The 16,750-nt window shown below is 49.8% G+C and carries 15 protein-coding genes and 2 tRNA genes; 1 reads left to right on the plus strand and 16 read right to left on the minus strand.

Annotated elements, in window-relative coordinates; all coding sequences use genetic code 11:
- Window positions 1–46: 46 nt before the first annotated feature.
- The 6 genes from BQ7397_RS08590 to BQ7397_RS08615 form a co-directional block, all read right to left on the minus strand.
- The gene (locus BQ7397_RS08590; RefSeq protein ID WP_077075659.1) at window positions 47–1,012 is read right to left on the minus strand and encodes a 3-hydroxyacyl-CoA dehydrogenase; all 966 of its coding nucleotides are present in this window, start codon (window positions 1,010–1,012) and stop codon (window positions 47–49) included.
- Between the two features lie 275 nt (window positions 1,013–1,287).
- Window positions 1,288–1,929 carry a class C sortase gene (locus tag BQ7397_RS08595; protein WP_077075660.1) on the minus strand — a complete coding sequence of 214 codons (642 nt, stop codon included), beginning with the start codon at window positions 1,927–1,929 and terminating at the stop codon, window positions 1,288–1,290.
- Window positions 1,916–4,099 (minus strand): MSCRAMM family protein, encoded by a 2,184-nt coding sequence (locus BQ7397_RS08600; protein WP_077075661.1) that lies wholly within the window; start codon window positions 4,097–4,099, stop codon window positions 1,916–1,918. Before BQ7397_RS08600 ends, BQ7397_RS08595 begins: the two co-directional genes overlap by 14 nt.
- A 274-nt stretch (window positions 4,100–4,373) precedes the next feature.
- Window positions 4,374–4,449: transfer RNA gene (locus BQ7397_RS08605), tRNA-Val, on the minus strand.
- A gap of 360 nt (window positions 4,450–4,809) precedes the next feature.
- A complete protein-coding gene (locus BQ7397_RS08610) occupies window positions 4,810–5,190 on the minus strand; it encodes a DUF488 domain-containing protein (protein ID WP_077075662.1) in 381 nt (126 codons plus the stop codon).
- Between the two features lie 59 nt (window positions 5,191–5,249).
- Entirely contained in the window at window positions 5,250–6,209 is a 960-nt protein-coding gene (locus BQ7397_RS08615) for a DUF4300 family protein (protein WP_077075663.1), read from the minus strand.
- A 159-nt stretch (window positions 6,210–6,368) separates the two neighbouring features.
- On the opposite strand from BQ7397_RS08615, the gene BQ7397_RS08620 reads away from it, so the two are divergent.
- Complete coding sequence (locus tag BQ7397_RS08620; RefSeq protein ID WP_077075664.1) at window positions 6,369–7,400, plus strand: acyltransferase; 1,032 nt, start codon at window positions 6,369–6,371, stop codon at window positions 7,398–7,400.
- A gap of 131 nt (window positions 7,401–7,531) precedes the next feature.
- On the opposite strand, the gene BQ7397_RS08625 is transcribed toward BQ7397_RS08620, so the two are convergent.
- The 10 genes from BQ7397_RS08625 to prdA all read right to left on the minus strand — a co-directional run bounded on the left by BQ7397_RS08625 (window position 7,532) and on the right by prdA (window position 16,654).
- On the minus strand, window positions 7,532–8,542 hold the full coding sequence (locus BQ7397_RS08625; protein ID WP_077075665.1) for an electron transfer flavoprotein subunit alpha/FixB family protein: 1,011 nt from the start codon (window positions 8,540–8,542) through the stop codon (window positions 7,532–7,534).
- A gap of 28 nt (window positions 8,543–8,570) precedes the next feature.
- The gene (locus tag BQ7397_RS08630; protein WP_077075666.1) at window positions 8,571–9,368 is read right to left on the minus strand and encodes an electron transfer flavoprotein subunit beta/FixA family protein; all 798 of its coding nucleotides are present in this window, start codon (window positions 9,366–9,368) and stop codon (window positions 8,571–8,573) included.
- Window positions 9,369–9,382: 14 nt separating this feature from the next.
- Window positions 9,383–10,528: an acyl-CoA dehydrogenase family protein gene (locus tag BQ7397_RS08635; RefSeq protein ID WP_077075667.1), complete on the minus strand. Its 1,146-nt coding sequence runs from the start codon at window positions 10,526–10,528 to the stop codon at window positions 9,383–9,385.
- Window positions 10,529–10,791: 263 nt separating this feature from the next.
- Window positions 10,792–11,676, minus strand: coding sequence for a sulfite exporter TauE/SafE family protein (locus BQ7397_RS08640; RefSeq protein WP_200801215.1), 885 nt, complete (start codon window positions 11,674–11,676; stop codon window positions 10,792–10,794).
- A gap of 25 nt (window positions 11,677–11,701) precedes the next feature.
- Entirely contained in the window at window positions 11,702–12,709 is a 1,008-nt protein-coding gene (locus BQ7397_RS08645) for a proline racemase (protein WP_077075668.1), read from the minus strand.
- Window positions 12,710–12,785: 76 nt separating this feature from the next.
- Window positions 12,786–12,883: transfer RNA gene (locus BQ7397_RS09195), tRNA-Sec, on the minus strand.
- A 112-nt stretch (window positions 12,884–12,995) separates the two neighbouring features.
- Window positions 12,996–13,739, minus strand: coding sequence for a proline reductase cluster protein PrdD (gene prdD / locus BQ7397_RS08650; RefSeq protein ID WP_077075669.1), 744 nt, complete (start codon window positions 13,737–13,739; stop codon window positions 12,996–12,998).
- 292 nt (window positions 13,740–14,031) lie between these two features.
- Window positions 14,032–14,484: a glycine/sarcosine/betaine reductase selenoprotein B family protein gene (locus tag BQ7397_RS09610; protein ID WP_200801216.1), complete on the minus strand. Its 453-nt coding sequence runs from the start codon at window positions 14,482–14,484 to the stop codon at window positions 14,032–14,034.
- Between the two features lie 22 nt (window positions 14,485–14,506).
- Window positions 14,507–14,770 (minus strand): CBO2463/CBO2479 domain-containing protein, encoded by a 264-nt coding sequence (locus tag BQ7397_RS08660; RefSeq protein ID WP_068456723.1) that lies wholly within the window; start codon window positions 14,768–14,770, stop codon window positions 14,507–14,509.
- Between the two features lie 3 nt (window positions 14,771–14,773).
- A complete protein-coding gene (gene prdA, locus BQ7397_RS08665; protein WP_077075670.1) occupies window positions 14,774–16,654 on the minus strand; it encodes a D-proline reductase (dithiol) proprotein PrdA in 1,881 nt (626 codons plus the stop codon).
- Between the last annotated feature and the right edge of the window lie 96 nt (window positions 16,655–16,750).

Here is a 16,750-nt window from a genome sequence, read left to right on the forward strand (position 1 = left end):
CGCGGATCTTGCTCGTGTTTGCTTTTATTCAGTTTCGTGTTTCCTTTTATTCGGTATAGTCGTAGAAGCCCTTGCCGGCGGCCACGCCCAGCTCGCCTTTTTCGATTTTTTCGCCAACCATTTTGATTAGGCGATAGGTTACGGACTCGGGGACTTTCGCGTCGGGTTTCATCTTCAATACGTTGCTTACAGTTTGAAGGCCGATGACGTCCATCATTTGGAAGGGTCCTACCGGTGCGCCTGTGCCGATGCGCCAGGCCTTGTCGATGGTTTCGGGATCGGCGATGCCTCTCGCCCAAAGGTTTTGCCCTGCATCGAGTAGAGGCACGAGTAGGGAGTTTAAGACGTAGCCTGGTTGTTCTTTGTGCACTTCAATGGGCTCCATATTAATGTCCTTCGCGAATTGAACTACTTGTTTGTAAATGTCGGGATCGGTTCCTTCATGGCCCATACATTCTGCCGTATTGTGTGCCCAAATGGAGTTGGCGAAGTGAAGCGCCATGTATTTTTCCGGGCGACCGGTGTGTTCGGCGAAGGTGGAAGGTAGGAGTGTAGACGAATTGGTGCAGAGAATAGTTTTGTCATCGAGGATGCCCTTAATGCTTTCGTAGAATGTAATTTTTTCCTCGGTGTTTTCTGCCATGGCCTCGATGACGATGTCCGCATCCTTCAATGCTTTTTTCGCATCCAGCTCCAGATGGAGCTTTTCGTTCATGTTCTTTTCCACTTCGGCGTGTAGGGCGTCGATTTTTTCAGCCGTCATGCTGTTCCAATCCCGAATCAGGGCCTTGGGATAGAGGTAGGCGCCCAGGGGATTGCCGATAAGGCCTTTGGATTCGTCCAGGGCCTTCAAAATTTCTTTTTTAAAGTGATCGAGCTTCGGTTGCGTACGGCCGATGGAGCCTTCGCTGCGCAGCCATATGGTGGTGTCGTGGCCGGTATAAGCGCACATTAAGGCAATTTGCGTACCGAGGACGCCGCCGCCTAATAATACAACCTTTTTAAATTCCATGATTTCCTCCTTTATATCTTTCTTTTCTCCATTGGAAAGTTCCTTTACCTGTTGAACCCGAGTCGGACTCTTTGGTAAGACCTTCCCGGTTTTATTTATGTACCCTCAACTGAATTGTTAAAACAATATTTATTGAATAGTTATACATTTCCCGCTGATTTTTTTATTTCCCGGCTTGTTCGAGTAAATTTTTAACACAAAAGGATTTTGTCGCTTCCCCGCGAAATTTTTCCACGAAAAAACAGCCGTCTCCTCGGCGGCTGTTCTCTTCTCTTTTAAAGCTCCGTGTATTTGACCAGATCGGCTTTCACCAATAGGCGCTTGTTGTTTTTGGGATAGGGATGGCAGCTCATCAAATACAGCTTGGTCTTGTCCTCTTCCCGAATGAAGCGGCTCCAGTCGTCGGGCTCCACCACTTCATCTCCCACGACGCGGTAGTAGAGGATTTCTTTCCTCGTGGTGATTTTGATTTCGTCTCCCGGCTCCAGCTTGCCGATGTGCAAAAAGTAATCCAGGCCCCTGCCCGAGCCGCGGTGCCCCGCCAGGACGGTGAGGGTGTTTCGTTTCGTGCTCGGCGCATCCGTGGTGTCCACGATGCCGACGCCTAAAAGAAGGGTCTTCTTGCTCGTGTTGTCGAAGACGGGGTACACCGCGCCGATTTTGTCGATGCGTATGACGCCCAGGGCGTTGTCGTAGGTGATGGCATCCCCCGCCTCGGGAGCCGGCGCCGGTGTATCGGCGGATTTTTTCTGCGTCCCTTGCTTCAGCATGCGCTCTTCCAGCTTCACGGCCTCTTTTTTTTGCCGCAGGTTTTTAAGATAGACCTTCACGGGAATCGCGGCTCCGATAAGGAGAAGGGAAATCCCCAAAATTATCAGGAATTTCCCTTTCCGGTTCTTATTTTTACTTGGCTTCATCGATTCCTTCTTTGCGTTTCTTCAGGCCGATGCCCAAAGTTACGGCGCCGATGACGCCGATAGCCGCGGCGTATACCACCGGGCTGATGCCGTCGCCGGTCTTCGGCAGATTGGACTTCGTGCCGCCTTGGGCGGTGGTGCCGCCGGCGATGGCTGCCGCCGCTGCCTTGGTTTCAAAGATGACGGTGATCAGGCCGCCTTTGACGGTGACTGTTTCGCCCGCGGGAATGGTACCCAGGGTGATGCTGCCGTCTTTATTGACGGTGAATTCAAAATCCTTCGGTGCGGCAAAGCCCGTGGGGACCGTCTTCACGTGGAAGCGATAGGTGCCCGGTTGCAACCGGGTCAGATAGCTGAGATCCGTGCTGGTCCAGCTTTCTACCATGGTGCTGCCTTGATAAATTTCCGCGATAATGCCGGACAGCTCGCCGCCGCTTCGTTTCGTGAGGCTGAATTCGACCCAGGTGTTTTCCGTTCCCGCCTTCTTATCGTTGGGGTTCGTTTGTCCGGGCTTTTGTTGATTGTTTTGGCCCGGTTTTTGTTCCGGTTTCTTGTTCGGATCCTGTGCGGGCACGCTTCCCGGTTCGCCGACGACGATGGCTCTGCCTTCCTTCAGCTTCACGTTTTCGCCTGCTTGAACATTGCTGAGAGAAATGGTGCCGTCGGCTTTCACTTCAAATTCAAAGTCCGCAGCGGCTTTGTGCCCTTCGGGATTCAATTTTTCGTGGTATCTATAGACGCCCGATTCCAGATTGATCGTTTTGGCCTCGGTGCCGCTGGACCAGAAATTGATGACTTTCCCGTCCTTATAGAGCTCGACGACGGTTCCGGGGAACGCCTTGCCGGCGGCGTCGACCTTGCTGAACGAGACGTCGTACCTTGCTTTCGTATTTGATGTGCTCTTGCTAACCAATGTCAGTACTTGACATTTGTCGACGAACATCAGACCCGATGAAGCAAATGTGATTTTTTTCTTTTCAATCGTAAAGTGAATGGGTTCTGCTTTCTCATAGCCGTAGCGTTCGTTCGTTTGCGAGAACACATAGTTGCCGTCAGGGAGTTCGGAAAAATTAATCCCTATCGGGTTTTGTCCGCTAAACAATTTTTTGTCGTAGCCATTATCGCCTGTGATTCGTAGCTCGATGCCTTCAATGCTCTTTCCGTTGCTGTCTTTCAGACTGAAAAAAAGAAAATCGCTCAGTTTATTGGCTAACAAAAACAGGGTTTGGGTGCCGTCGTCATTGTTCTTCAAATGCGCTTTATCAGCTTCTTTTTCGAGTTTGAATTCACCTTTATCGGTGATTTCAAACTCGATGGATTCTTTTTCGAGTCTATAGCCATCGGGAACAATGGCGGTAAATTTGTATTTGCCCGCCTTCAGTTCGCTAATAGTAACTGCTTCTCCAATTTTTACTTCTTGAGGATCGTCGCCTTCTCTTGTAATTGTCAACTTGGCTCCGGTTATTTTATTGTCCTCGGAATCGAAAAGACCAAAGTAAATATTACTCTTTTCTTTTTCAGGTTCTTTTTCGACCGTCATGACCAGGACATTTTTACCGTTTTCTTGCTTTAGATCTTCGTTATTTACCTTAATTTTGCCATCAGAGGTAACTTCAAATTTAATGGGGTCAACTTTCTTATAGCCTTTGAGGGCTTCAGTCATTTCAAGCTTATATACGCCCGGTTCCAATGAAAATTCTTTCGGGTTTTTTTCGCTATCCCAAGGTTCTCCAACCTTTTCGTCGCCCTTTAAAATTTTCAGTTTTGCGCCGGACAAATTATTGCCGTGGCCGTCTCGCACAATAAAGGAAATATCAAACTTCACCGGATCGGAATTCATAGTTTGAGCTGAATTCCCTTCAGCCGGTGGGCTTCCTACAGGTGTTCTACCCGACTCGCCGTTACTTCCATTATTGCTCCCGGAATCCGTTTTCGCGGGTGTCGTCTTTTTTAACGTCTTTTCCTCTTTGTCGTCCTTCGCATCTTTGACGCCGAAAAGCTTTTCGACAAATGCGGCAAATTTCGATTTTTCTTTCCTCGGCTTTTCCACGGAAACAGCCGCGGTCTTCCCCGAGCCGGCCTTTCCCGTTTGTGCCGTAGCCGCCGCGGGTACCACAGTGGATAAAATAAAAGTCATGGCCAATAGCAGGGCCGTCCGTTTTCTGTTCATATCATCACTCCTTCTACATCGTCAAGGTTCAAGAATGCCCATGGGAGCGCCCCTTTCGCTGCAAAAGCTTATGTAAAGAAACGTTCATCTCCATGGTCCACGGAAAAATCCAAGAGACTATCCTTTTCTATTCAGGTATATCCCTTACCGAAGTCTATGATTATAGTTTATTATATCATGGTTTATTGTTCCAATGTGAATAAATGCCATCTTTCTTTCACGAATCCTTCCTGTTTTCGGGCATAAAAAAACGCACCCCTTCAGGTGCGTCCCTTGGTGGACAGTACTGGACTTGAACCAGCGACCCCTACGATGTCAACGTAGTGCTCTACCAACTGAGCTAACTCTCCTTACCGTTTATAACAATAAATAGTATACCAAGGTTTTACGATTCTGGCAAGTAAATTTTATCTGTTCTTTACGCCATGCCCATGAGGACCGTTTTCATTTTACCCATCGCCTTTGCGGCATGGAGGCCCCCTTTGTCAAAGCAAATCACGTCGCCGGCGAATAATTTGTGCTCCGCCCCTACGTCGTCGACGGCGAGGAGGTCGCCTTTGGGGACGCGGTGGTGGCTACTGCCTCGTCGTCAAAGGCCATGAGGATCAGTCTCACGCGCTTATTGGATAGGATTTCTTTCTTCGCCACGATCGTTCCCTCGTCATCGATGAGCTCTTTTCATGTGGCGACGCCGCCGTGACATACGGATTTCACCGTTTTTCCTCTTTCGTCAGCCCCTCTTCTATCCAAGCCTTTAAAACGCGGGCGTGATTCGTCTCTTCGCTTTTGGCGCCGTAGATGAGTGTGACGGGGCCGCGGCTCAATCGTTTCATGATTTCATCGCGCCACGCTTTTGCCGCCTTCGATGCGTTCAGCTCCTCCCGGTACCTTTCGGCAAAATCCGAAAAGCGATCCTCCCGGTGGTCGAACCATTTTCTGAGCCCGGTGGACGGGCACACCTCTTTTGCCCAAGAGTCGAGAGCCGCGTCTTCCTTTTTCACGCCGCGCGGCCAATAGCGATCCACGAGGATGCGCGCCCCGTCGTCGGGATTCGCCTTTTCATAGGCTCTTTTGATTTTTATCGCATTCATTTTTATCACCCGGTTTAAGAATAGCACATTTTAAAGCCGGCGCAGTAGCATTTGTTACGCTAGCCCACGTAGCGATTGTTTTCCATAATAAAAGGCGGCGCCACATTGGGATCGGTGTAGTCTTTGTATTTGTTCTTCAGGTAGCGGTAGCACGCGTCTTTGTTTTGGAAGCGAATGGCCTGATAGGGCTCTTCAAATGAGATTTTTTCCACAAAAAGATAGCCGCTGCCGTCTTTCACCAGGACGCCGACGTGGCCGATAAACAGGTAGTTGCCGTCGAGATTGTCGTGGAGCACCACGGATACCATGGAAGCTTTGTCCGAGAAACTCATTTGGGACAGGAATTTTTCCATGGTTTTGCCCTGATGGACGGGATCTTTGCTCCCGTCGGTCTTTACGCGGCTGAAGAGACGGAGGAAATCCGCCGTTTCCTTTTCGTTTAAGAGGCCGACGCGGTCCAGGGCTTCTTTATCCATAAAGAGGAGCTCACCGTCTTCTTCCGAGTTTTCACTCACTTTCATATCGTCTTTTAAAAGAAGATAAGTAGTGATGCGGCAGTTGGTATTGGGATAGTGCATGGGGTTTTTCGATCGGGCGTCCGTGATTTTTCCCACGTCGTAGGCGGGAGCGCCGCTCTTCGAAAAGTCCGCCGTAAGATAGGGGGCGGCGGCGCCGTTGTAGTCGTCGACGAGGGCCATAAGCCGGTCGACGTTTTCGGCTTTTACCGAGGCTTTCAACCGCGCTTCCACGTATTTTTTATCTTCCGCCTTGGCCATATTGGAAAAGGAGGGGCCCTTCGCCTGTGACGGCTTTCGCTTCTTAGTTGCTTTTTTTATTCTCCGCCTGCACGGACGCCTTCTCAGGCGACGCTTCGCCTTTCGCCTCGCATATGTCCCCCGGCGCTGTGTCGCCACCTTGGTGCACCTCGCCTTCGCCGATTTGTTTTTCGGACAGGCGCCGCAAGATATGACGGTCATTCCCAGGGCGGCAAACAGGATCAGGATGTGTTTTATTTTCAATTTTGCTTCCTCTTCTTCCTTTTGTTTGCGCTTATTTTATTTTCTGGTGATGAAAATAATGTGATAAAAGGGAAAATTTGCGGCAACGTAATCCCCGTCATAGCGCTTTTCAGGCATTTTAGCTATAATGAAATTATTAAATAATGAAGAAGGTGAATCATGACCCCTTCCAAGCGAAATGAAACCATCGATCTGATTAAAACCTTCGCCATCCTTTCCGTGGTGGCGATTCACGTGTCCGCTCCCTATGTGGCGGGGGATGTGAGCGGCGCCTTTTGGCCCGTCGCCTGTTTTTTCAGGAGCCTGGCTTCCGGCGGCGTTCCCCTGTTTTTAATGGCAAGCGGCGCCCTTTTGTTGCGCCCGGAAAAACCCATGTCCCTTAAAAAGCTTTACGGAAAGAATATGCTGCGCATCGTTCTGGCTCTTTTTTTCTGGGCCTTTATCTATCGCGCCGCCCCCCTTTACGGCGGCATTCATTCCCTTGCAGATCTGAGGGCGGCCCTCGGGGATTTGATTTTCTTTCGCCATAAGGACCATCTCTATTATCTTCACATCATGATCCTCGTCTACGCCTTTTTGCCCGCAAGCCGCCTCATCGCCTGCCACGCGAAGAAGAGCGAGCTGCGCTATCTCCTCTGCCTGTGGTTTGTCCTCGGGATTTTTCTTCCCACCTTCAGGACTTTTTATTCCATGGAGGGCGTCGGCGCCATTGTCCTGCAGTGGATCATGGTCCTTTCCTACAGCGCCATCGGCTACACCTTCATGGGCTATTATCTTTCGGAGCAAAAGCCACCGAAAGGTCTCGCCGCCACGGTCGCCGCTTTCGGTTTCCTCGTGATCTTTTGCGGAGCCTTTTTCTTTTCCCGAGCCGCCGGCCTGCTTGAGGAGCGCTTTTTCGAGGGCATGTCCGTCGGCGTATGCCTTTGGGCTGTCGGCCTCTTTGCCCTCGCTCAACACCTTCGCCTTTCGGATAAGGCCAAGGCCTTCGTCGTCGCCGTTTCAAAGGGCTCCTTTGCCGTGTATCTCGTCCACATCCTCGTGCTGGATTATCTGAAATACTTTTTCCCCGGCATTGACTCGCTGAATCCCCTCATCGGGATCCCCGCCATTACCGCGGCGGTTTTTGCGATCTGCTACATTATTTACAAGCTCCTTTCGGCCGTTCCCCTCGTCAGGAGGTGGCTTATTTAGAAGATCATCCCCCGATCGCATCAGAAGTAGCTTATTTAGAGAATCATCCCCCCGACCCGTTCGGGGATTTTTTATGCAACAAAAAAGGAAGGGCGAATCGGTTGATTCTCCCTTCCCTTGTCTTATTCTGTTTAGTTGATTTCCGCTTTGGCGGCTTTGGCTTTTTTGTATTCTTCGATGAGCTTCGGTACGATTTTGTTCAAATCGCCGACGATGCCCAGGTCTGCCACTTCGAAGATAGGTGCGCCGTCGTTTTTGTTGATGGCGATAATGAGACCCGATTCTTCCATGCCTGCCAAGTGTTGGATGGCGCCGGAAATACCGATGGCGAAGTAGATGTCGGGACGAACGGTCTTACCCGTTTGACCGACTTGACGGTCTTTTTCGATCCAGCCTGCATCGACGGTAGCGCGGGAGGTGGATACTTCCCCTTCCATAACGTCAGCCAGCTGTTGCAGCAAGTCGAAGCCTTCGGGTCCGCCGATGCCACGGCCGCCGGATACGAGGACGTTGGCTTCGGTAATGTCTAATTTCTTCTTGTCGTCTTTAGCGACTTCCAAAATTTTGACGTTCATGTCGGCATCCGTTAAGCCGACATCTTCAACGATGACTTCGCCTTTGCGGTTGCTGTCGTTGGCGAGGGGGGTCATAACGCCGGGGCGAACGGTAGCCATTTGAGGACGGAAGTCTTCGCAGATGATGGTAGCCATCAGGTTGCCGCCGAATGCGGGACGGGTCATGCGCAGAAGCTTGGATTCTTCGTCGATTTCAAGACCTGTACAGTCTGCGGTAAGCCCGGTGTGAATCCGTGCTGCCAAGCGCGGTGCCAGGTCGCGACCGATGGACGATGCGCCGTAGAGCACGATTTCCGGATCGTATTTCTTGACGATGGTGTAAATGGACTTAGCATAGGGTTCGGTGACGTATTCTTTTAACAGGGGATGATCCACGACGATGACCTTGTCGGCACCGTGGTGAATTAATACGTCGGCTTTGTCTTTAATGTTTTCGCCCAATAAGACGGCGTAAACTTCTTGGCCCAGGTCGTCGGCTAGTTCCCGCGCCTTGCCTAAAAGTTCCGTGGATACTTTTTGCAGTTCTCCGTCGCGCTGTTCGGCGATGACAAATACATTTTTACTCATTTATTTCACGCTCCTTGTTTGGCCAATGTTAAATCAAGTACTTTTCTTCCAACTTGGAGACGATGGCTCGTGCAGCTTCGTCGGCCGAGAGGTCTTTCAGCACGATACCGGCGCCCTTGCCTTGTTTGGCTTCGGATTTTTTAACCTTCGTCGGGGAGCCGTTGAGACCTAAGTTGGCTAAATCGACATTGTCTTTGACATCGTCTAAGTGCCAAACGGTAACGTCCTTGTCGTAAGCGTCGTATACGCCGTGTACGGTCATGTAACGGGGTGCTGCGAGCTCGGCCAAGGCGGTAATGACACAGGGTGTCTTGACTTCGATGAGGTGGTAGCGATCTTCAAATTGCCGTTTGACATGAAGCGTGTTTTCGTCGATGACTTTTAAGTCTTCGGCGTAGGAAACTTGGGGCAGGCCTAAGTGTTCTGCGATTTGGGGACCGACTTGAGCCGTGTCGCCGTCAATAGCTTGGCGGCCGGTGAGGATTAAGTCGTAGTCGCCTACGGTCTTCAGACCGGCGGCAATGGTTTGACTGGTAGCCCAGGTGTCGGCGCCGCCGAATGCGCGGTCGGTCAACAGGATGGCTTCATCGGCACCCATAGCCAAAGCTTCGCGCAAAGCGTCTTCGGCTTGTGGCGGTCCCATGGAAAGCACGGTAACCGTGGTGCCTTCATGCTCATCTTTAATACGCAGGGCCATTTCGATGGCGGCCTTGTCGTCGGGGTTGATGATGCTGGGCACGCCTTCTCTGATCAATGTATTCGTCTTCGGATCCAAACGGACTTCCGTCGTATCCGGTACCTGTTTTGCACAGACTATAATTTTCATGGTAACGCCTCCTCTTAATTGACACCCATCCAGCCGGAAATAACCATACGCATTACTTCCGAAGTACCTTCGTAGATTTCGGTGATCTTCGCATCGCGCATCATCCGTTCAACGGGATAGTCTTTAATAAAGCCGTATCCGCCGAGAAGTTGAACGGCTTTGTTCGTCACTTCCGATGCCGTTTCGGCGGCGAAGAGCTTTGCCATGGCGGCGTAGTGGCCGTAGGGCAGGTGATGGCCTTTGGTGTCGGCTGCGCGGTAAACTAACAGTCTGGCCGCATCGGCCTTGGTTTGCATATTGGCCAGGGTAAATTGAGTGTTTTGGAATTGGGAAATACGACGACCGAATTGTTTTCTTTCTTTCGTGTATTTAACTGCTTCGTCGATGGCGCCTTGAGCGATACCTGCCGCTTGGGCAGCGATACCGACACGGCCGCCGTCTAAGGTCTTCATAGCCAGAGCAAAGCCCTTGCCTTCTCTTCCCAAAAGGTTTTCCTTGGGGATACGGCAATCTTCCATAATTAATTCGCAGGTGGACGATGCGCGGATACCCATTTTGTTTTCAGGTTCGCCTACGCGGAAGCCCGGTGCGTCACGATCGACGATAAAGGCGGAAATACCGCGGGTGCCTTTGGCTTCACGATCCGTAATGGCGATAATAATAAAGACATCGGCGAAGCCCGAGTTGGTAATGAAAATCTTCGTGCCGTTTAAGACCCATTCGTCGCCGTCTAAAACAGCTACGGTTTGTTGACCGGAAGCGTCGGTACCGGCATTGGGTTCCGTTAAACCGAAAGCGCCGATCTTCTTGCCGCTTAACAAGTCGGGTAAGTATTTTTGTTTTTGCTCTTCCGTACCGTTTTCAAAAATCGGTGCGCAGCAAAGGGATGTGTGGGCCGAGACGATAACGCCTGTAGTCGCACATTTTTTCGAGAGCTCTTCTACGAGCATAGCGTAGGCTAAGTAGTCGCCGCCTTGGCCGCCGTATTCCTTCGGAAACGGAACGCCGAAGAAGCCGGCCTTGGCCATCTTCTTGATGTTGTCCAACGGCGGATCGCCGCTTTCGTCGATTTCTGCTGCAACCGGCTCAACTTCTTTTTCGGCAAATTCCCGATAGAGTTGGCGCAACAGTAGATGTTGTTTATCCATAATAAAGTCCATATTCAAATCCCCCTTGTATCGACAAGATTTGTGCAAAACAGCGTACATGGCAGTGTGTATGCAACCGTTTGTAAAACGCTTCTTCGAGCACCGCTTATCTCCATTATAAACTTTTTTTTAACAATGTTAAGCCTTTTTTGACATTTTTTTAATTTTTTTTCGTCGGCGTCCCAAAAGGGCCATTTTTCGGAAATCATTTTCATTTTGATGCCAACACCCCAATAAAAAAAGACAGGTCCGAAAACCTGTCTTTCTCATTCGCTTTATGCAGCAGCGCTTTGTTTGGACTTTCTGATGTAGGTAATGGCCGTGTAGATTACAACGAGGGTAATGATGATGGTCAATACGTTCATGGGAAGTCCGGTTACGAATTTAGCTGCGATGATTACACCGACGATACCGCCAAGGGTAATGGCGATACTGGATTTACGGCAGTAAGCACCGGCTTTGATAAATTCGGCACTGGCTACGGGCATTAAGCCTGCGCAGGAAGCCATCATGATCGGGAATGCTACCAAGGGGTTCAAGCCGAGCATGTAGACGAGGGCCATACAGGGAGCGTATAAGCCGACGCCGATGGTCATCAGTGCGCCTAAGAAGAAGTTGACAACGACTGCGATAACTAAGCTGATGCCGGAAAGGCCGATGGCTTCGTTGCCGCTTCCGAGTGCATCCAATGCACCGAATTGTCTTAAAAGCATGAGGGCTGCCGTAACTAAGAGGGCGAGACCCATGTAGAATTGTACCTTGTTTTCGGGGAGCTTGGATACGGTTCTGGATCCGACGAAGGAGCCGACGACTGCTGCTGCAACCATGCTGAACAGGGTAATGGGTTCAACTTCTACGGATTGAATGAAGATAAAAGCTTCCGTCAAAACGGGAATCGTACAAGATACGTTTAAGGTACCGGGCAATAAGCGGTCGTGGTCTAATTGTTTAAAGAAGTCTAAGAGTGCAGTAGCTGGTGCGAAACTTCCGATACCTAATGTGTCGAAGAAGTTAACGAAGGCACCGATCGCACCGGATTTAGCCCAGCTGGCTTTTTCATTGGCCATAGCTTCTTTGTTGGCTGCTACGTCTTTTACGAAGAAGAACAGGAAGTAAAGGGTGAGAACACCCAATACTCCTAAAAGTAATTTAACAATCATTAGCTACTCCTATCTTTATTGGCGATTAACCGAGGATGAATCCGTGTTTTACAGGGTCAGTTTCGTCGATAACGAAGTGGTTGAAGCCGGTAATCCATGCAGAACCGGAAACTTGCGGAATGACAGCGTCGAGGTCGCCAACCTTGGCTTCGTCGATAACTTTGCCGTAGAACAAGGTTCCTAAGATGGATTCATAAACGAATTCTTCACCCTTCTTTAATTCACCGCGAGCGTATAAGGTAGCCATTTTAGCACTGGTACCGGTTCCGCAGGGCGAGCGGTCGACTTGACCTTGACCAAAGACGACGCAGTTTCTGAGGGTTGCGCCCGGTGTGTCGGTTTCGGACCACCATTCGATTAAGTCGACGGTATGGATATGGGGCAGTTCGGGGTGTTGAACTTTGATTTCTTTGTTGATGATGTCGCGAAGTTGCATACCAACCTTGTTAAGAACTTGAGCATTTTCCGGTTCGATGGTAACGCCGATTTGGTCGACTTTTACGATAGCAAAGAAGCTGCCGCCGAAGGAAATGTCAAATTTGATCTTGCCGTAACCGGGAAGTTCAACTTCTTGGTTTTCTTTGTATAAGAAAGCAGGAACGTTGGTGAATGTAACTTTTCTAGCGTGACCGTCTTCAACTTCGACGTCGCCGCGAATGATACCTGCCGGTGCTTCTTGAACAACGTGGGTAACGGGTTCTACTGCAGGAATGATGCCGGTTTCAACTGCTACGGACATAGCGCCGATGGTGCCGTGACCGCACATGTTTAAGTATCCGCCGCCGTCCATAAAGATAATACCGTAGTCAGCTTCGTCGTTGGTGGGTTGTGTAAGGATAGAGCCGAACATTTCGTTGTGTCCACGAGGTTCGAGCATCAGGGCCGTACGCAAATAGTCGAGGTGTTCTTCCAAATATTCTTTCTTTTCAGGCATGCTTTTTCCCGGAATATTAGGAATGCCACCGATAACGACACGTGTAGCTTCGCCTGCAGTATGAGAGTCTACGGCGTGGATACTTCTAGAGAATTTCATTATTATTCCTCCTTACAATTGTAAAAACATTTTCCCAACACATCCAAAGGTCCCTTCGCCATTAAAATACAATTAATGGCGGGAACATGTGGGAATCGAACCCACCTAAGAAGCTTCGAACTTCTCACAACGGTTTTGAAGACCGCGAGGCACACCAGACACCTAGCTGCTCCCAAAGGATTTGGAATAAATAAGGATAAAAAACCGAGGTTTTCCCCTGTAGGTATCATACCATATGTCCGACAAAGAATCTACAAAGACCTCGGCTTTCCTTATTGTTAAATTTTTATACCAGCGCGCGAATGGCACCGTCTCGATATTCGTTCGGCGTCAGATAGACAGGCATGTTGTACATGTCGATGACCGAAAGCCCGTCGAAGCCGGATGGCTCCGAGGGGAAGATCATATTGTCGTACATGGCGCCTTGGCCGGCCACTTGTTTCAAGAGGACGACCTTCAGTCCGTCTTTGCGTTCAATATCATAGTAATCGTGTGATTCGTCGGCTTTGCCGCCGTTTAAGTCCTTCATCATCTTGCGAATTTTCGCAATATAGTCCTCGGCCACTTGGAAGGCTGCATTCGCAAGTTCGCGGCTAAAGGGTTGGCCGCCTTTGACCAGGACGTCGATGTGAATGATGAAGTCTTCTTCTCCGGGCGTTCCGCGTTTACCGAGGTAGAGCTGTTCAGCGAGATTACCTTCGCTGGATCCGAATTCCCCGATTTGGCGACCGTCTTCGTCGACACCGGTAAGTAGTACATAGCAACCGGTAAAGGTGTGCGTGACACCTTCACCGAGCCTGCCAAGTACTTTTGTAGACATAGGGATAATATCCATGATACTGTTCACTTCCACATCGTGTTCGTGTGGTTTGAGGATGGACACCGTAGATTTTACGACTAAGTCGCTTTGATTGTGGGTCTCCTGGGGTACGGTCAGTAAGCCCTGAACAAAGGACGGCTTTTCACCGAACTGAACATCGGTTGCGTGAAATGCACGGATGACCAAACGTCGTTTTTGAATATCTTCCATACTATCCCCCTACTGGATTTTATACGTGAGCGATATATTCGAAGGGCAGGGGAACAATCTTACCTGCGCTAGGAATAGCTACGAGTTGTTCTAAGGTTGCCTTCAAAATGCCGTGTTGCATTTCGACGTTGTGGGGTTCACCTGCGTTGGCGCCCATCGGTACACGAGGAGCTACGGCACGCGGGGATCCGTTTTGACGGACAACCGGAGGTAATGCTGCGATCAAGATGGTAGGAATACCCGATTCCTCTATCGCACGTTGAACAATAGTCGCGGTGCGGTGACAGGTACCTCAGCCACCGGTGAGGATAACAGCATCTACATCCTCATCTTTAAGTTTTTGAGCAATTTCCGGGCCGGTTCTGTGGGTAAAGGCGTCTTGGTCGCCGCCGCCGCCCATGAAACCGTAGTGGAAGGGTGCTACTTCTTTAATGAATCCTTCATCGGCAAGTTCTCTCAAACGGTCGATGGGGAACATACAGTTAATGTCTTTGTTGACGTCCGAGTTGTCGTAACCACCGTGGGATACCATTAACTCATCGTCTTGTGCGTCGCCGGGGATTTCACGGTAAGTCGTGTCACCTGCCAAGTTAAAACGCTCTTGGGTTTTCAAGTGAATGCCCGCAGCACTTGCAATAGCGACTCGCATATCTTTCAATTCCTTGGTCACCGGGGTCCATACGGGATCCGGGGTAATAGGAACGAAGATTTCAGATTGCAAGCCTTTTACGGTTGTAAGCTTCATTCTATTTCCTCCTTAAAGAAACTCAGTCCAGAAGACCTCTTTCTCGTCTAAGCTCGATATTTCGTTTATATCCTTCATTAACCTCAGGGTTAATGACTTCGGGAATGGTCATCATTAAACCGACTTCCATTCCTTCTTGTAGCGGATCGTCGGAAATGATATAGCGAAGGGGTACCTTCAACTGACCCATCCGGCCTTTGAAATCGATCGTAACCGCGACGTCGGTCAAGTGAACAATAATGCCTTCTAAATACGTTTCCGTAGAAATATACCTAAGCTTTTCCATTGATTATTTGTCTTCTCCTGCTTCGTCCTTTTCGTAGATTTCACGACGCTTCTTGCTCATCTTCAAGACGGTTTCGTTATCTAACAGTTCAAATTCACGGCCGGTTTGTTCCTTAATTAAGTCAACGTTGTTGAGCTTAACGTTCGGGTTCCATTTACGTTCGGCGGCTTTAATTTCTACGCCTGCCATTTGGTTCTTCAACATAGCCAATGCGCGGATTGCGTCTTCTTGACAGAGGGTGTTGTTTTCGAGAATTTCGTTTTCAATACCTTGTCTGGACTTGTTGTTGTCGACCATGGCTACCATGTATTGGTTACCGGTTACCAGTGCACCTTGAACGGCACAGAAGGACATACCTACGACGGGGATGCCGCGCATACCGACTTGTTCGTGGTGAGAACCGAAGTCGATGTGGTTGTTACCGAAACCTTCGGTGGTGATGATAACACCGTCGGGGTTGATGGCTTCAACGGTCATACCGAGACGTTTGGATACATAGAATTTTTCGGTGTTTGCTTGCGGCGAGCCGACGAGCAATACGCCTACGACGTCGATTTCGTCATCAGCCAATGCTTCGAGTACCAAGGGTTCTCTGAAGTAGTGTCTGGACATTTCCTTGGAAGCCGGTCCGATACAGGTCAATGCGTGAATACCGCCGTCGAGTACTTCGAGGGGAGACAGCATGATCGGAAGGTTACCTAAGTCGACGTTGGGGTGTCCGCCTAACCAACCACAGGGTTCTACGGGCAATAACAAGTTGTCGTGCATTGCGCCTTGGCCCATGATTTCCTTAATAAGGAGAACTTTTTTACGGCCTTCTTTTCTGACGTGAGAGAATTCTTCGGAGCGAACGGGAGTTGCTTCGTATTCTTTCAGGGCGTTACGGATTTCGTCGGTCATGTGGTCAGCTGCGTGGTGAGCGGCCATGGGTCCACGACGTTCCATGTTGGTCTTGGCTTGAATGGTAACTTGGCACTTAATGAAGGTTTCGCCTTTGTCCGGGCTGCCGGGACGGTTGAACATGATGTTTCTGTCCATTTCGCCTTCGGAAGAACCGAATTCGCCGATTTGTACGCCACCTTCGTCGGTACCGGTCAGCATCAAAATAACGCCGTCGAGAACGCGAGTAACGCCGGAACCTAATTCGCCTTCTTCTTTGGTAGCAATAGGTTGTACGTCCATGATGGTTTCGGAATATTCATCGTAACGGTCGGGCGTGATGATGTCGATCGTAAAGTCTTTTACCAATTCTTGAGAATCGATAACTTCTTGTTCGATGCCTTCGCGAATGTAGAGGGTGGTTCCGTCAAACTTGGTTTCGGGACCTCTTTCTACCTTTTCGATTTTGTAATAGTCTTTTCTTAAGTGACGAATTTCGTGGGTTTCACCTTCGACAAATTCGTCAGCTGCTAAGGGTGCGCCTGCTGCTACGCCTTGAGCAACGCCTGCTGCTTGAGCGGGAGCTTGGCCTGCGCCTGCGATAACGGGGAAGCTGATTTCGATGTTTTCGCCCTTGGCGATCTTGATCGAAGCCATGCCACCGACGGACGGTGCTGCTTGTGCAACGGGTGCAGCTGCTGCTGCGGGTGCTGCTGCTTCAGCTTCTGCTTCTTCTGCTTCTTCTCCTTGAACCGGAAGATCTTCTACGAGATCCTTGGTCAAGGGAGTAAGGGAATCAACGGTTTCTTTTAATTTGCCACCGAGTACTTCGCCAATGGTCAAAGTTTCGTCGGTGATTTCCAAAAGACCGGTGTCTTCCAGGTCGGCAAAGATAGCGGGGTCTTCCAAAATGGAAGGCTCGATAACCTCACCGGCTTCGAATCGGCAACAGGTTACAGCAGGATCATTTTTGTGCTGCATTGCCGTTTCTTTGGTAATAGACATATTCTTCCTCCTTTGTGAACTGTTCGAGATGCAAGAGTCTTGCATCTATGTCGGATCGAACAATTTCCATCCTAAACGTGTGTGTTTCAAAACCAT

This window comes from Aedoeadaptatus urinae (assembly GCF_900155585.1).
Taxonomy (GTDB): domain Bacteria; phylum Bacillota; class Clostridia; order Tissierellales; family Peptoniphilaceae; genus Aedoeadaptatus; species Aedoeadaptatus urinae.